This is a genomic window from Kitasatospora sp. GAS1066B, assembly GCF_041262605.1.
Lineage (GTDB): Bacteria > Actinomycetota > Actinomycetes > Streptomycetales > Streptomycetaceae > Kitasatospora.
Map to the genome: position 1 here is coordinate 1 of NZ_JBGCCO010000051.1, position 16,344 is coordinate 16,344.

The window sequence follows — 16,344 nt, forward strand, 5'->3', positions numbered from 1 at the left end:
GACCTCGGCCATCTCCCCAGGTGTCACACACCATCAACGCGCCAACCGGGACAAAGACACGCCACAGCGAGTACACCTGACCAAGCCCTACTAGGCGTGGCGCAGGAATCGGCGCAGGCGGGTGAGGGGCCAGGTGTTGATGATCTCGTCGCTGGTGAGCCAGCCGCGTTGGGCGGTGCCGATGCCGTAGCGCAGGTTGGCCAGGTGCGGGATCGAGTGCGCGTCGGTGTTCACCGCGAAGCGGACGCCGTGGCGGCGGGCCGCCAGGAGCTGTTCGTCGTTCAGATCGAGGCGTTCGGGCGAGGAGTTGACCTCCAGGGCGGTACCGGTGCGGGCGCAGGCGGCGTAGAGCGCGTCGAGGTCGACGTCGATGGGTGGGCGCCGACCGAGCAGGCGGGTGGTGGGGTGGCCGATGATGTGGACGTACGGGTTCTCGCAGGCCCGCACCAGGCGGCGGGTCTGCTCGGCGCGGTCGGCCCGGAAGTGGGAGTGGATCGAGGCCACGCAGAGGTCGAAGCCGGCCAGGAACTCGGGCGGCCAGTCGACGTCGCCGTCCGGGCCGATGTTGAGTTCGGTGCCGTGCAGCAGGCGCATCTTCCCGAAGTGGCCGTCGAGTTCGCGTAGCCGCTCGCGTTGGGCGAGCATCTTCTCGTCCGTCATCCGCTGCATCGAGAGGTCCGGCGCGTGGTCGGTGACGGCGTAGTACGCGTAGCCGCGCTCGGCCGCTGCCGCGAGCATGTCCGCCAGCGTGGCCAGGCCGTCGGTCAGGTCGGTGTGGGTGTGCAGATCGCCGCGCACCTCGCGCTCGGTGACCAGGTCCGGCAGCTCGCCGCCCAGGCCCGCCTCGATCTCGCCGCGGTCCTCGCGAAGGGTGGGCGGGATCCAGGGCAGGCCGAGTGCCTGGTAGATCTCGAGCTCCGTCCGGGAGGCCAGCTTCCGGCCGCCCGCCACCTCGAACAGGCCGTACTCGGAGAGCTTGAGGCCGGCCTTGACGGCTCGGGCGCGCAGCTTGATGTTGTGCGCCTTGGAGCCGGTGAAGTAGACCAGCGCGGCGCCCCAGTCCTCGGGCGGGACCACCCGCAGGTCCACCTGGAGGCCGTCGGTGGTCCGGATCGAGGTCTTGGTGGGGCCGCTGACCAGGACCTCCGCGGTGCCGGGCAGCGCCTTCAGGGCCGCCATCAGCGGGGCGGAGTCCTTGGCGGCGGCGAGGATGTCGAGGTCGCCGACGGTCTCCCGCAGCCGGCGCAGCGAGCCCGCGCACCCGCACCGGACGCAGCCCGGCACCTCGGCCAGCTGGGCCACCAGCTCCTCCGCCAGCTCGGTCGCGGCGTTCAGCAGGGTGCGCCCGCCGCCCTGGCGCAGCTGCTCGATGCCGTGCCGGATGTTCTCCGCCGTGCGCGGCCCCAGCCGGGGCAGGTCGTTCAACCGCTCGTCCCGGGTCGCCGCCAGCAGCTCGTCGACCGTGGCGATGCCCAGTTCCCGGTAGATGATCGCGGCCTTCTTGGGGCCCACGGTGGGGATCGCCATGATCTTCCGCAGGCAGGGCGGGACCTTCGCGCGCAGCTGTTCCAGGGTGGCGATGCGCCCGTGGGTCAGGTACTCGGTGATCTTCTGCGCGGTCGACTTCCCGACGCCGGGGATCTCCAGCAGCCCCGCCGCGTCGAGCTGGGCGAGGTCCTGGTGGTACCCGCCCACCGCCCGGGCGGCCTTCTCGTAGGAGCGCGCGCGGTAGGCGTCGCCGCCGGTCAGCAGGATGAGGTCGGCGTACTCCTGCAGCAGTGCCGCGACCTCGTCGTTGAGACGGGCCATGGGGCCAGTCTAGGCGGGGCGGGGCGGGCGGGTGCGGCAGCTGGGGGCGGCCTCGAAGTCTCCGGCCTCGAGCTCTGCGGCGTCGAGCTCTCCGGCCTCGAGCTCTGCGGCGTCGGGTGCGGGTGCGTCGGGTGCTGGGGCTGCGGGTGCGGTGCGGGCGGGCCCGGTCCGGGGCTCCAGGCCGTCGAGGGCGAACGCGTCCGGCCGCGGCACGTGCCCGAAGTCGGGATCGTCGGCCCTGACCGGGAGTTGGTTGATCACCGCCTCCAGGGCCGCCGGGAGCCGGGGCGCCAGGCCGCGGTGGCAGCGGGCCAGGATGTCGCGGCGGACGGCGTCGGGCAGCAGCGGCTGGCTGGAGCGCAGCGGCCGCGGCGGGGTCGGGCGGGCCCGTTCGGCGAGGTCGCGGGACCAGGCCAGCCAGTAGTCCGCGTCGCCCGACTCGCCCAGCCGCAGGTGGTGCAGGTGCAGGCAGTAGGCGGAGATCCGGCTGCCGGAGCCGGCCGCGAAGCGCCACCAGAACTCGGCGCCGTCGACCCGCTCGCTGGCGTAGAGCAGCGCGGCGAACACCTCGGCGCCCTCGGGATGGATCTGCCGGCTGTTGACCAGCAGGTCCAGGCCGCGGGCCGCCTCCGGCGCGTCCAGGATCAGCGCGACGACCAGGCCGAGTTCGAACTTCGCCTGCTCGTGCTCCGAGGGCAGGTTGGCCGGGGCAGCGGTGAGCCGGGCCTGGCGGGCGGCCGCGATCAGCTCCTCGTAGGGGCGGACGGGAGCGGGAACCGAGAGCGCGGGCTCCAGCCGCGCGCCCGCCTGGTCGGTGCCGTCGGGCTCGCAGCCGAGCCACTCGGGCAGCGCCGCCGACCTGGGCCGCCGGGTCACCGCTCGGCCCGCCGATCCGGCAGCTCGCCGATCCCCAGCCGCCGGGCCAGCCGCTCGCGGGCGTGCCGCAGGTTGCTGCGGACGGTCTCCACCGGGCGGTCCAGGTAGGCGGCGATCTCCGGGTCGTCGAGGTCGAGCACGTAACGCAGGATCACCACGTCACGTTGCCGGTCCGGCAGTGCCAGGATGGCGCCGTACAGGCCGACCTGGTCCGCCTCGCTGCGCAGGCTGTCGCCGGCCAGCTCCTTGAACCGGTCGATCACCACGGCGAAGGTGGTGGCCTCGACCGCCACCTGGTCCTGGTTCCAAGCCCAGTCGTTGAGATGGGACTTGAGTAACCGCCAGGCGTACGCGGCGGGCACCTGGTGGCGCAGCGCGTGCGGCCACTGCCGGGCCAGTTCGGCCGTCATCGCCGCCACCACCAGCTCGGCGTCGGCGCGGTTGCCGATCGTGGTGCGCGCGAAGGCCAGCCAGGCCCGGCCGTGGACCTCGCAGAACACCTGGTAGGAGAGCCACAGCCGGGCATTGGCCGCGCCCTCACCGGTGCTGTCCACCGCAGGCCCTCCCGGGCGCCCGGTTGTGCGGCCGCCCTTGTCCATCGTCATCGGTCCTGCCTTCGTCAAGGTTCTCGGCGTTCTCAGCGTTCTCTGCGTGCTCGGTGTTCGAGCCGCGGCGCGGCCGGGCCGCCGCAGGAGGAGTCGTGCCCACCCTCGACGACCATGGAACCAGAGTGGGCTCGTCCCGGTGTAGGAGAAGAGCTGTTTGTGATGCTCAGATGATCCCACTAACTGACATGGTGTCATATGCGCATGGCATAGCTACTTCAGGGTTGCCCGGATGATGCGTTGCCGAGTGGGGAATCATGGTGCTCGTCCAGTTGTGCGGTCGGCTGCGGGGCCGCCGCGGAGCACCACCGGCGGTCGTGCGGCCACCGGGATCACGGAGGGGGATTCGATGACCGACTACGACGGTGTCAACCTGGAGCTGCACCGGGCGCACTCGGCCCGGATGTACGACTACTTCCTCGGCGGCGTCACCAACTTCGCCGCCGACCGCGAGGCGGCGGGCCAGGTGAAGGCCGTGATGCCGTTCGTGCAGACCACCGCCCGGGTCAACCGCGCCTTCATGCACCGCTCCGCCCGGGCGCTGGCCGAGGCCGGCATCGACCAGTTCCTCGACATCGGCACCGGCATCCCCACCTCGCCGAACCTCCATGAGATCGCCCAGAGCGTCAACCGCGCGGCCCGGGTGGTCTACGCCGACAACGACCCGATCGTCCTGGCACACGCCAAGGCACTGCTGATCGGCGCCCCCGAGGGCCGCACCGCCTACGTCCAGGCCGACGTCACGGACCCGGCCGCGCTGCTCGCCTCGGCGGAGCTGCGCGACACCCTCGACTTCGACCGCCCGATCGCGCTGAGCCTCAACGCCCTGCTGCACTTCATCCCCGACGACCGCGGGACCCACGGGATCGTGGAGCACTTCAAGGGCGCGCTGGTCTCCGGGAGCGCCGTCGCGATGACCCACGTGACGGAGGACTTCGCGCCCACCGAGATCGCCCGGCTGGTGCAGATCTACCAGTCCGCCGGCACACCGCTGCAGGCCCGCAGCAAGGCGGAGTTCGCCCGCTTCTTCGGCGACTGGGAGCTGGTGGCGCCCGGCATCGTGCCCACCCAGCGCTGGCGCCCGGACAGCCCCGAGGGCGCGATGGTGAGCGACGAGGAGTCCTCGGTGTATGCGGGGGTGGCGCTCAAGCCCTGAGCCGCCGGTTCTCAAGCCGACTGCTCGTCAACGTCCGTGCACCGGCCGTCCTTGTGGCCGACTTTGTGGCCGACGCACGGACATTGACGCGTCAGGCGAGGTCGTCCAGCGCCACGAACGGGTCGTGGTGGATCCGGTGCAGGGGTACCCCACCCCGGGCCAGCACCCGGGCGGCGGTGACGATCATCGGGGCGGGTCCGCTGAGGTAGGCGTCGTGCTGCTTCCAGGGACCGGAATCGGCGAGCACCTTGGGCAGGAAGGCGGCGCCGTCGCGGGCCTCCTGGTCGGCGACGGCGGCGCGCACGGTGAGCCAGCGGTGGCGCTGGGACATCCGCAGCAGGTCGTCCAGCCCGTACAGGCCGGCGGCGGTGCGGGCACCGAGGAAGACGTCCACCCGTCGGCGCAGGCCGTTCAGTGCGGCCTGCTCGACCAGTGCGCGGATCGGGGCGAGTCCGGTGCCGCCCGCGATGCAGACGATGTCCCTGGCCGAGGCCGGATCGAGCACCATGTCGCCCTGCGGCGCGCCCAGTTGCAGCACGTCGCCGACCGCGGCACGCTGCACCAGCGCGCCGCTGACCCGGCCGCCGGGTACCTGCTGGACGTGGAAGGTGATGGTGCCGTCGGGCCGCGGGGCGTTGGCGGGGGAGAGGTAGCGCCACAGCTTCGGCCACCACGGGGTCGCCACGCTGACGTACTGCCCGCCGACGAAGGGGTACGGCTGGTCGGTCCGCACGGTCAACTCGGCGATCTCGTCGCCGTGTCGGTGGTGCGCGACGATCTGGGCGCCCCAGACGGCGGGGCGGATCGCCGCGTCGGCCCTGGCGGCCTGGTCCATCACCTCGGCGACCGTGGTGTACGCCCGGGACCAGGCGGCGGCGGTCCCGGCGTTCCAGGCGGGGCCCGCGTAGTGCGCCAGGGTGGCCAGCAGGCACTCGCCGACCGCCGCGTAATGTGCGCTTTCGGTGCCGAACTTGCGATGGTCGCGGCCCAGGTGTTCGCAGAACCTCGCCAGATTGGCGGGATCGTCCACCAGATCGACGATCATCAGCAGGGCCCGCAGCAAGCGGTCGTGCTGGACGTCCATGTCGGGCGGGAACAGTTCGCGGACCTGCGGATAGCGCCCGAACAAGGTCGCGTAGAAGAAGCCCGGCAGGTTCGCGGCATGCGGTTCGACCACGGAGAGACTGGCCCGGATCAGCGCACTGTCGTTCGCGGCCTGATCCACCGGGGCAGGCTGCGGGGCGAACGGCCCGGCCGTCGGCGCATTCGCCGACTGGGCCGAATTGCTCGGGAGTACGGCCCCGCCGGCCGGAACGGGCCGCTGCGGCGGCACCACGGCAGGCTGCGGAAGCGGTGGCTGCCAGCCGCTCTCCGGAATCGAGGGCTTGCGGACCTCGCCGGCAGCGCGCTTGGCGCGGAACTTCACGGTGGAGCTCTCCTGTCCAGCTCATCCTCCCCCCGGAGCTGTCGCTGTACGGCCAGAAACAATTCGATTCTGCCCACAGCTGCGCTGGGCCTGGCAAGCAGCGACCGGTGAAGCATTTGTGAAACCGCTGGTGTCCGTTCCGGGGCAGGTCAAGTCGCTGCTCGGGGTGGGTTATTACTGGTTATGACGGTAATCTGCAAGGTTTCTGGGAAGGCGAATGCCGTCCGCCTGTCGTCCGCCTGCCGTGCGCCGCGGAACCTTTCGCGGCGGGACCGTCAATTTTCCCGTTCGCCACCGTTCGACGTTTCACTGCTGCCGTTTGACTGATTCTCGCGGTCGCTGCGATCTCGTCCGGGGACTCACCGGTCCACGAACTGTGGTTGCGCGTCAGCGTACTGAAGAAGCGTCAGTGCGATCAACTCGGGGTCGGACCCTGTTCGGTCGGGCCCTGCTCCGCCTGCTCCGTCCCGCTCCGTTCCGGCAGGCGGAGCGGGCGCAGGCCGGCCCAGGTGCCGAACAGGGCCGCCCCGATGAGCATGCCGATGCCCACCCAGAGGTTCACGTTCACGCCGCCGGCCCGGGCCAGGTCCAGATCGGTGGTGAAGGCGGCGCCCAGGACGGTGAGGACGGTGCCGTAGAGGGTGAAGAGCATGGCGAGGATCCAGCGCAGGTCGAACATGGGGGAGTCCCTCTCACCAGAAGAGCACGTTGAGCACGGTCGCCAGCACCAGTGCTCCGACCCCGAGCAGCACGGGGTTGCGGTACCAGCCGGAGTCCTCCGGGGCGAGCGCTTCACGGTGCGTCTGACGTGGGGTCAGCGACCAGACCAGGCCGGCCAGTTCGCGGTCCGGCTTGGGTTCGGTGACCAGTGAGACGACGACGCTGACCGTGATGTCCAGCACGAAGGCGGCGCTGGCCGCGACGAAGCTGGGGCCCTGCCCGGACATGTGCAGCACGTGGTGCCGGTTCAGCTGGTCGACGGTGACGGCCGCGGCGGTACCGACGATCAGGCCGACCCCGCCCGCCATCGGAGTGGTCCGCTTCCAGAACATGCCCAGGATGAAGGTGGCGAAGAGCGGGGCGTTGAAGAAGGAGAACAGGGTCTGGAGGTAGTCCATGATGTTGTTGTAGCCACTGGCGATGAACGCCGTGCCGATCGCGATCGCGCAGCCCAGCACGGTGACCGTGCGCCCGACCCGCAGGTAGTACGCGTCCGGGCGGTCCTTGACCACGTACGCCTGCCACAGGTCGTAGGTGAAGACCGTGTTGAACGAGCTGACGTTGGCGGCCATGCCGGCCATGAAGGCGGCCAGCAGGCCGGTGATCGCCACGCCCAGCATGCCGGTCGGCAGCAGGTCGCGGATCAGCAGTTCGATCGCGTTGTTGTACGTCACCCCGTTCTTCAGCGTGCCGTCGCTGGCCTTGTACGCCGCCAGCTCCGGGGAGAGCACGGCAGCCAGCATCCCGGGGATCACGATCACCAGGGCGATCAGTGCTTTCGGGTACGCGCCGATCAGCGGGGTGCGGCGGGCGGCGGACGTGTTGCGGGCGGCCAGCGCGCGCTGCACCTCGGCGAAGTTGGTGGTCCAGTAGCCGAAGGAGAGCACGAAGCCGAGCCCGAAGACGATGCCGATCACCGAGAGCGCGGCGTTCTCGATGCCGGTGAGGTTGCTGCCGGGCCAGGAGTGCAGTTGGGCGGCCGCGTCGTTGTTCGTGGCCTTGATCCGATCGGTCAACCCGTGCCAGCCGCCGACCTTGTGCAGGCCGACCAGGGTGAGCGGCACCAGCATCGCCACGATCACGAAGAACTGCATCACCTCGTTGTAGACCGCCGCCGACAGCCCGCCCAGCGTGGTGTAGGCCAGCACGATCACGGCGGCGGCCACGATCGACACCCAGAGCGGCCAGCCCAGCAGCAGGTTGACCACGGTGGCCAGCGCGTAGAGGTTGACTCCGGCGATCAGCACCTGGGCGACGGCGAAGCTGAGCCCGTTGACCAGGTGCGCGAACCTGCCGAAGCGCCGCAGCAGGAACTCGGGGACGCTGCGCACCTTCGAGCCGTAGTAGAAGGGCATCATCACCAGGCCGAGGAAGACCATGGCCGGGATCGCGCCGATCCAGTAGTAGTGGAAGGTCGGCACGCCGAACTGGGCGCCGTTGGCCGTCATGCCGAAGATCTCGACCGCACCGAGGTTGGCGGAGATGAACGCCAGACCCGTCAGCCAGGCGGGCAGCGAGCGGCCGGACAGGAAGAAGTCCAGGCTGGAGGAGACCGAGCGCCGGGCGAGCGCGCCGATGCCGAGCACGACGGCGAAGTAGACGGCGAGCAGCGCGTAGTCGATCGGCCTGGCGTTCAGCCGCAGGCCGGCGTCGGCGAGCTGATGGGTGGCCGGCTGGTGTGTGGTCAGCTGCTGCGGGGCCACGTTGCTGATGGCCGGGATCTTCATGAACCTCACCCCCTCGGGGCGTCCCGTTCTAGCAGCGCGGGGCGACGGCCCGGGCTGCTCGTCACCCGGGGGTGGGCGTTTCGACTGGGCCGACCGGCTGCGCGGCTGGGTGGCCGAGCGACTCGGTGCCTGTGCGGCTGGGTGGGCGAGCGGCTGGGTGGGCGAGCGCCCGACCGCTGGACCGGCATCCGTGTCCGAAACCGGGCAGGCGGCAGGGCGAGGCCATCTTGTCTATACAACTCACCTCAGATCCCGGCCATTTCGGCCAGCATGCGTTGGCCGACCGTTAGCCGCGAGGACAGCCCGGAGCGCTACTTATGACGTGGCACGGGCAAGAGAGTTGCCATCGACGCAACTCGGCGCGATGGCGAACGACTGAAGGGTCGGCGGACATATGAGACGACTTTGGCGAGCACTGGGCGCGGTTCTCGCCCTGCTGGGCGCGCTGATCACGGTGCAGCCCGCGAGCGCGGCTGCCACCAGCGGCAACCTGATCGTGAACGGCAGTGCCGAGGCGGGCTACTGCACCAAGGACTGGACCGCTGCCACCACCATGCCGGGCTGGACGGTGCTCTCCGGCAGCCCGGACGTGGTCTGCTACTCGGTCGGCAGCTTCGGCCACCCGGCCAGCCCGGCGCCCGGCAACGCCTTCTTCGCCCCCGGCAACCAGGGTGACGGCGCGATGGAGCAGACCGTGGACGTCTCCTCCGCCGCCGGCGCCATCGACGGCGGCGGCATCAGCTACAACCTCTCGGGCTGGCTGGGCGGTTGGACCAGCTACGCGGGCAACGTCCAGGTCTCGCTGAAGTTCCAGGACGCCTCGGGCGCGCAGCTCGGTTCGACCGCGAACCTGCCCACGGTCTCGGCCGCGGACCGCTCCAACACCACCGAGTTCCTGGCCCGCGCCAGCACCGGCGCCGTCCCGGCCGGCACCCGCTCGATCCAGGTCGAGGCCCAGTTCCTGCAGAGCTCGGGCGAGTCCGGCTACCTGGACAACCTCTCGTTGACCCTGAACACCCCGGTCACCGCCGCCACCCTGGCGCCGCCGGTCTCCAAGGTGCCGGGCTACGACCACGTCTTCATGGTCATGATGGAGAACACCGACTACTCGGCGGTGATGGGCGACCCGACCGACACGCCGTACATCCACAGTCTGATGGCGCAGGGCGCGTCGATGAACAACTACCACGCCGTGTACCACCCGAGCGACGAGAACTACCTGGCCGTCGCGGGCGGTGACACCTACACCACCGGTGCCACCTACTGGCCGAACATCAACGCGCCGGGCACCAACCTGGGCGACAAGCTCGACGCCGCCGGCAAGAGCTGGAAGGCGTACGAGCAGGGCATGGGCACCCCCTGCAACACCACCACCCAGTACGACGCCAAGTACGAGCCGGACGACGCCCCGTTCATCAACTACACCGATGTCAGCGGCAACGCGTCCCGCTGCGCCGCGCACCTGTTCGACACCACTCAGCTGACCACCGACCTGAAGAGCGCGGCCACCACCCCGGCCTTCTCCTGGGTCGCCGCCGACGACTACTACGACGGCGAGGCCTCCGGCAACGGCAACACCACCAGCCTGCAGACCCAGGACGGTTGGCTGAAGCAGACGCTGGCGCCGATCATGCAGTCGCCGGCCTGGACCACCCAGAAGTCGCTGCTGATCCTCACCTGGGACGAGGACACCAGCAACGCCGACAACCAGGTGGCCGCGGTCGTCGACGGCTCGCAGGGCACCGTCCCGGCCGGCACCACCAGCGCCAGCCGCTACGACCACTACAGCACCGCCCGCACCATCGAGGCGGCGCTGGGCCTGCCCGGCATCACCGCCAACGACACCTACGCGACCCCGCTGAACGACGCCTTCGCGCCCACCACCGCCCCGGCGCCGACCACCACGCTGACCACCGGCACGCCGAGCGTCGCCAACGGCTCGAGCGTCACCTTCCAGTACGCGACGCCGGCCGCGACCACCAGCTCGACCAACTGGATCGGCATCTACCCGGCCGGCGCGACGCCCGGTTCGCAGTCCTCGATCACCTGGCAGTACGCGCCGAACGGCAGCGGCAGCCTGACCTTCGACACCACCAAGCTCAACGGTCCGGGCAGCTATGACGTCTGGTACCTCTACAACGACGGCTACACGGCGCTCGCCGGCCCGCTCACCCTCACCGTGAGCTGACCGACGACGGACCGCGAAGCCGATGGCGGCCGGCAGCACTCCCGCAGGGGGGTGCGGCCGGCCGCCGTCATGGTTGCCGGGCCCCGTCAGCCGCGACCCGGCTCCTGCGGTGGCCGGGCGCGGGCCGCGAGCAGGGCCGTGTCGTCCTGGGCCGGGGTGGCGGCGAGTTGGTGCAGGACGGTGTCCAGCAGGTCCTCCAGGTCGGCGCCGGCTTGCAGGGGCAGGTCGGCGAGCCGGGCCAGTGAGACGTCGATGTCCTCGTGGCGGCGCTCCACCAGGCCGTCGGTGTAGAGCAGCAGCACCTGGGCGGGCAGCAGGGGGCGGGTGACCTGTGCGTAGTCGGCCAGCCCGCTGCCCAGGGGTGGACCGGTGGGCAACTCAACGAGTTCGGTGGGCAGGCCGGGGGTGATCAGGGCGGGCGGCAGGTGGCCGGCGCTGGCGAAGGTCCAGCGTCGGCGGTTGGGGTCGGCCAGGGCGAGCAGGCAGGTGGCGGGGCGGGCGGTCTCGTTCTCCGAGATCAGCGCGTCCAACTGACGCAGGATCCGATGCGGCGGCAGGTCCATGCTGGCGGTGTAGCGGAGCATCGAGCGGTAGGTGCTCATGTCGACGGCCGCCTCGACGCCGTGGCCCATCACGTCGCCGATCACCAGCAGGGTCCGCCCGAACGGCAGCCGGACGGCCTCGTACCAGTCGCCGCCGACCACCGAGCTGCTGCCGGACGGCAGGTAGCGGGTGGCCAGTTGCAGGTTGGGGTGCGGGGTGGCCGGGTCGGCGAGCAGGGCCCGCTGCAGGTCCAGCGCGACGCCCTGGGAGCTGGTGTAGCGCAGCGCGTTGTCGATGCTGAGCGCGGCGTGCCCGCACAGGTCCTCGATCAGCACCAGGCCCTCGCCGCCGAACTCCGGTGCGGCGGCGCCCGGTCGGGCCAGCCAGAGGATGCCGACGGTGCGTCCGCGCGCGATCAGCGGGACGGCCAGCGACTGCTCGGCGCCGCCCGGCGCGGCGAGTTCGGCGGGCGCCTCGCCGAGCACCGGTTGGCCGGTGGTCAGGCACTGGGCGGCCACGGAGTCGTCGCCGTACCGCACGCTCTCGCCGGGCTGGGCCAGGCCGGCCAGCCGTGGCGTGAGCGCGGGAGTGGCCGCCAGCGCGGCGCGGTGCAGCCGGATCCGGCCGGTGACAGTACCGGAGTGGCTGCCCGGCAGCAGGTCGACGGCCGCGAACTCGGCGATGCCGGTGTCCACCGCGAACCGGGCCAGCTCGATGCAGGTGGTGTCCGCGTCCAGCGTGCTGCCGATCCGGTCGGCGGCGGTCTTCAGCAGGGTCAGCCGGGCCCGGACCTGCTCGTCGGCGGCGACCGTGACCAGCACCCCCGCCGCCGCGTGGTCGGACTCCAGGCGGCGGCAGCGCAGCGTCACCCCTGGGCCCAGGCTCAGCTCGGCGGACTGCGCCCCGGCGAGCGCCTGTCGGAGCGCCGGCCCGAGCTCGCGCAGCGAGGTGTCGGCCACCGGGTGGCCGAGCAGTTCGGCGGCCGAGCAGCCGGTCAGGGCGAGAAAGGCGAGGTTGGCCCGCACCCAGCGCAGCTCCGGATCCACGATGGCCAGGCCCACCGGCGCGCTGTCGAACGCGGCGCGCACCAGGGCGGCCTCGCCCGCGACGGCCGGCTCGCCGTGTGCGGAGTCGGCGTTCTGGCCCGAGGTCTCGGCGTGCACCGTCTTTCTCCTGCCCTCCTGCCCCCGCGGGCAAAACCGCACCTCTGCCCCCGCGGGCAAAACCGCACTCCGTCCATGATCGCGCCGCCTCGGGCGAAACGCATCAAGGAGCGAGCTGTCGCCCAGTGTGCCTGGCCTGCCATGGTGACGCACCATCGGGGCCGACGGGCGGTGACCCGCTGAGCGATCGTCAGGAGGCGTGCGGCGAAACCGGTTGCGACCTGCTGGGCGCGCCCGGCGGTGTGGTGGCGGATTGTAGGGGGCCGGGGCCGCACCGTGTTCGGGGCTCGTCATGATCAAGCCACTGTCGATCATCGCGTCCACCCGGGCATTTAGCGGAATGATCGATTCCGTCTGTACTCGGTGTAGCTCCTGATATCCGCTCTGACCTGGCGCGATGCCCCACTCGCGATCGTCGGGTCGAGGGCTGGAGGTTGGCGCGTTCGATCCGTACTGCTGTTCCCGGTGGGCTTATCGTTCTCACACCTGGCACGGGTGATCGAGAGCGGTTGCCCTTGCTGTACGCCGCCGCTATTGACATGGGCATGCCCTCATTCTCTCCCCTGGAGCGCCTCGATGACGATAGAACCGGACGCCACCCCCGCCGCCGCCCCCACCCAGTTCAGCCTGAGCACCGCCGCCGCGCGCACCCTGACCACCACCACCAAGTCCGTGCCCCAGATGCGCGGCATCACCTCACGCTGGCTGCTGCGCCGGCTCCCGTGGGTGCAGGTGTCCGGCGGCACCTACCGGGTCAACCGGCGGCTCTCGCTGGCCGTCGGCCGCGGCCGGGTCGGCTTCGTCCAGTCCGGGGCGGACGACGTCCGGATCATCCCCGAGACGCTGCGCGAACTGCCGGTGCTGCGCGAGTTCGGCGACGACGCGCTGCTGACCGAGCTGGCCGGCCGGTTCGTGGTGCGGGAGTTCCGCGCGGGCGAGGTGATCGCGGAGCGCGGCCGGCCGGTGGAGGAGGTCTTCGTCATCGCGCACGGCCGGATGGAGCGGATCGCGGCCGGCAAGTACGGCGACGAGGAGAAGACCATCGGCGTCCTGGCCGACGGCGACCACCTGGGTGACGAGGCCCTGCTGGACCTGGGGGCCGGCAGCGCGCGCGGGGCCGCGCCGCGCTGGAGTGCCACGGTCAGGGCCGCCACCGCCGGGACGCTGCTGGTGCTGCGCTGGGACGCCTTCCTCGACCTGTTCGACCGCTCCGCCGAACTGCGCGAGCAGGTCGGCAAGTTCGTCGCCAACAGCGAGCGGCGGGTGAACTCCAAGGGCGAGGTGGAGGTCGCCGTCGCCGCCGGGCACGAGGGCGAGGCGGAGATCCCCGGCTCCTTCGTGGACTACGAGCTCTCGCCGCGCGAGTACGAACTCTCGCTCACCCAGACCATCCTGCGGATGCACACCCGGGTCGCCGACCTCTACAACGACCCGATGAACCAGCTCGAGGAACAACTGCGGCTGACCGTCGAGGAGATCCGCGAGCGCCAGGAGTGGGAGCTGCTGAACAACCGTCAGTTCGGCCTGCTCCACAACGCCGCCTACGACCAGCGGATCAACACCTGGTCCGGGCCGCCCACTCCGGACGACATGGACGACCTGCTCTCGATGCGGCGCGGCACCGACCTCTTCCTCGCCCACCCCAAGGCCATCGCGGCGTTCTTCCGCGAGTGCACCAAGCGCGGCATCTACCCGGACAGCACCACGGTCGACGGTCACCAGGTGCCGGCCTGGCGCGGCGTGCCGATCTTCCCCAGCGGCAAGATCCCGATCACCGGCGGGCACACCTCCTCGATCCTCGCGATGCGCACCGGCGAGAAGGACCAGGGGGTCATCGGGTTGCACCAGACCGGCATTCCCGACGAGTTCGAGCCCAGCCTGAACGTCCGTTTCATGGGGATCGACGACAAGGCGATCATGCGCTACCTGGTGACCGCCTACTACTCGGTGGCGATCCTGGTCCAGGACGCCGTCGGGGTCCTGGAGAACGTCGACATCGCCGCGCCGAGGTCCTGACCGGTGGCCGTCTTCGAAGCCCTGCCCCCCGCCCGGCCGGGACGGCCGCCGGCCCCTCCCGTCGCCCGCCGGCTGCCGACCGGACCGACCGGCCTGGGCACCTCGGCGGCCCGCGTCGGCGAGTTGCTGCGGCCACGCGGCGCGGCGGCCGGTTCGGCCGCCGCGCGGCCCGAGCGTGCCCGACCTGCCTCCGACGCCGCGCTGCCCGAGCTGTACTGCCCGCCGCACCTGCGCGACGATCCGGCGCTCGGCCAGGAGATCGACGACCGGCTGGTCCGCTGGGCCGAGCAGGTCGGCATCTACGCCGGCCAGTTGGAGAAGTTCCGCCACGCCGGCTACGGACGCCTGGTCATGCTCACCCACCCCGACACCGACGACCCGGACCGGCTGCTGGCCGCGGCGCGCTGCATGGCGGCCGAGTTCGCCGTCGACGACTACTTCTGCGACGAGGCCGCCACCGGCGACCACCCCGAACGCCTCGGGCCGCAGCTGATGCTCGCCCAGTCGGCGATCGACCCGGCCCAGCTGCCAGGGCGCCACGCCGAGGCCTACCAGCGCGAGATGACCACCCAGCCCGTCTGGCACGCGCTGCGCGACTCCGTCGAGCGGCTCGCCGAGTACGCCAGCGGCGCCCAGATCACCCGCCTGCGCCAGGAGATCGCCGGGCTCTTCCTCGGCATGGACGCCGAGGCCGGCTGGCGGATCGGCGGTCGCCCGCCGGCCGTCTGGGAGTACCTGGCGAACCGTCAGATGAACAGCTTCCTGCCCTGCATGACGCTGGTGGACACGATGGGCGGCTACGAGCTGCCCGCCACCGTCTACGGCAGCTCCGCGGTCCGCCGGGCCACCGTGCAGGCCGCGCTCGCCTCGGTGCTGCTCAACGACGTCTACTCGATGCGCAAGGAGGGCGGTGCGGCGGGCCTGGAGTACAACCTGCCCACCGTGATCGCGGCGGAGGAGGGCTGTTCGCTGGCCGAGGCCACCCACCGGGCCGCCGACCTGCACAACGAGCTCGTGCACTCCTTCGAGGCCGCCGCCGCCGCGCTCAGCGCCAGCGGCGACCCGCTGCTGACCCGCTACCTGGGCGCGCTGTGGGCCTGGCTCGGCGGCAACAAGGAGTGGCACGCCAGCAGTCCCCGCTACAACCAGCCGTAACCAGGCATGGCCATTCCTGGCCATGCCTGACCACACCCGACCATTCCTGACCATTCCTGAGGACGGACATCATGACCCTGCTCGACAGCGCCACCCCGAACGCCCGGTCCACCCAGGTGCTGGCCACCAAGTACCAGCAGTCCGTGGCCGAGTACTGGAACAACGAGAAGGCGCCGGTCAACCTGCGGCTCGGTGAGGTCAGCGGAACCTTCCACCACCACTACGGCATCGGCGAGGTCGACCGGTCCGTGCTGGAGGGCGACGAGGCCACCCGCGAGCAGCGGATCGTGGCGGAGCTGCACCGCCTGGAGGCGGCCCAGGCCGAGTACCTGCTCGACCAGCTCGGCCCGCTCGGCGCCGGGGACCGGATCCTGGACGCCGGGTCCGGACGGGGCGGCACCAGCTTCCTGGCGAACCTCCGCTTCGGCTGCCAGGTGGACGGCATCTCGATCTCCGAGGAGCAGGTGCGGTTCGCCAACAACCAGGCGGGCGAGCGCGGGGTCGCCGACAAGGTGGCCTTCCACTTCCGCAACATGTTGCACAACGAGTTCCCCGACGCCACCTTCCAGGCGATCTGGAACAACGAGAGCACCATGTACGTCGACCTGCACAAGCTCTTCGCCGAGCACAGCCGGGTGCTGCGCCCTGGCGGCCGGTACGTCACGATCACCGGCTGCTACAACGACGTGCACGGCCGGCAGCCGTCCCGCGCGGTCAGCCAGATCGACGCGCACTACATCTGCGACATCCACCCGCGCAGCGAGTACTTCGCGGCGATGTCGGCCAACGACCTGGTCCCGATCAGCGTGGTCGACCTGACCGCCGCCACCATCCCCTACTGGGAGTTGCGGGCCCAGGCCGAGGTGGCGAGCGGCATCGAGGACGCGTTCCTGACGGCCTATCGCGAGGGCAGTTTCCACTACTTGATGATCGCTGCGGACAAGATCTGACCGCTCACAG

Annotated in this window: 12 protein-coding genes; 5 read left to right on the plus strand and 7 right to left on the minus strand. The window is 71.1% G+C overall.

Features of this window, described 5'->3' with window-relative positions:
* Positions 1 to 90 precede the first annotated feature (90 nt).
* The 3 genes from polX to ABH937_RS35495 are packed head-to-tail and all read right to left on the minus strand — an operon-like array spanning position 91 to position 3,239.
* Complete coding sequence (polX, locus tag ABH937_RS35485) at positions 91 to 1,809, minus strand: DNA polymerase/3'-5' exonuclease PolX (protein WP_370220636.1); 1,719 nt, start codon at positions 1,807 to 1,809, stop codon at positions 91 to 93.
* Positions 1,810 to 1,818: 9 nt separating this feature from the next.
* The gene (locus ABH937_RS35490; RefSeq protein WP_370220637.1) at positions 1,819 to 2,685 is read right to left on the minus strand and encodes a glycoprotein; all 867 of its coding nucleotides are present in this window, start codon (positions 2,683 to 2,685) and stop codon (positions 1,819 to 1,821) included.
* Positions 2,682 to 3,239, minus strand: coding sequence for a sigma-70 family RNA polymerase sigma factor (locus ABH937_RS35495; RefSeq protein WP_280694656.1), 558 nt, complete (start codon positions 3,237 to 3,239; stop codon positions 2,682 to 2,684). Before ABH937_RS35495 ends, ABH937_RS35490 begins: the two co-directional genes overlap by 4 nt.
* Positions 3,240 to 3,639: 400 nt before the next feature.
* On the opposite strand from ABH937_RS35495, the gene ABH937_RS35500 reads away from it, so the two are divergent.
* The gene (locus tag ABH937_RS35500) at positions 3,640 to 4,446 is read left to right on the plus strand and encodes an SAM-dependent methyltransferase (protein WP_280694657.1); all 807 of its coding nucleotides are present in this window, start codon (positions 3,640 to 3,642) and stop codon (positions 4,444 to 4,446) included.
* A gap of 91 nt (positions 4,447 to 4,537) precedes the next feature.
* Here the strand turns inward: ABH937_RS35500 and ABH937_RS35505 are convergent, their stop codons facing one another.
* From ABH937_RS35505 to ABH937_RS35515, 3 genes are all read right to left on the minus strand, one after another.
* A complete protein-coding gene (locus ABH937_RS35505) occupies positions 4,538 to 5,872 on the minus strand; it encodes a globin domain-containing protein (RefSeq protein WP_280694658.1) in 1,335 nt (444 codons plus the stop codon).
* Positions 5,873 to 6,287: 415 nt separating this feature from the next.
* On the minus strand, positions 6,288 to 6,551 hold the full coding sequence (locus ABH937_RS35510; protein WP_280694659.1) for a hypothetical protein: 264 nt from the start codon (positions 6,549 to 6,551) through the stop codon (positions 6,288 to 6,290).
* Positions 6,552 to 6,564: 13 nt separating this feature from the next.
* Complete coding sequence (locus ABH937_RS35515) at positions 6,565 to 8,319, minus strand: sodium:solute symporter family protein (protein WP_280694660.1); 1,755 nt, start codon at positions 8,317 to 8,319, stop codon at positions 6,565 to 6,567.
* Between the two features lie 394 nt (positions 8,320 to 8,713).
* Between ABH937_RS35515 and ABH937_RS35520 the strand changes: the two genes are divergently transcribed.
* A complete protein-coding gene (locus ABH937_RS35520; protein WP_280694661.1) occupies positions 8,714 to 10,507 on the plus strand; it encodes an alkaline phosphatase family protein in 1,794 nt (597 codons plus the stop codon).
* Positions 10,508 to 10,593: 86 nt separating this feature from the next.
* Here ABH937_RS35520 and ABH937_RS35525 read toward each other — a convergent pair whose 3' ends face one another.
* Positions 10,594 to 12,213 carry a SpoIIE family protein phosphatase gene (locus tag ABH937_RS35525; protein WP_280694662.1) on the minus strand — a complete coding sequence of 540 codons (1,620 nt, stop codon included), beginning with the start codon at positions 12,211 to 12,213 and terminating at the stop codon, positions 10,594 to 10,596.
* A 576-nt stretch (positions 12,214 to 12,789) separates the two neighbouring features.
* Here ABH937_RS35525 and ABH937_RS35530 point away from each other — a divergent pair.
* The 3 genes from ABH937_RS35530 (at position 12,790) to ABH937_RS35540 (ending at position 16,334) form a co-directional block, all read left to right on the plus strand.
* Positions 12,790 to 14,229, plus strand: coding sequence for a family 2B encapsulin nanocompartment shell protein (locus tag ABH937_RS35530; RefSeq protein WP_280694663.1), 1,440 nt, complete (start codon positions 12,790 to 12,792; stop codon positions 14,227 to 14,229).
* Between the two features lie 3 nt (positions 14,230 to 14,232).
* A complete protein-coding gene (locus tag ABH937_RS35535) occupies positions 14,233 to 15,384 on the plus strand; it encodes a family 2 encapsulin nanocompartment cargo protein terpene cyclase (RefSeq protein ID WP_280694665.1) in 1,152 nt (383 codons plus the stop codon).
* Positions 15,385 to 15,455: 71 nt separating this feature from the next.
* Entirely contained in the window at positions 15,456 to 16,334 is an 879-nt protein-coding gene (locus ABH937_RS35540) for a geranyl diphosphate 2-C-methyltransferase (protein WP_280694666.1), read from the plus strand.
* Positions 16,335 to 16,344 lie beyond the last annotated feature (10 nt).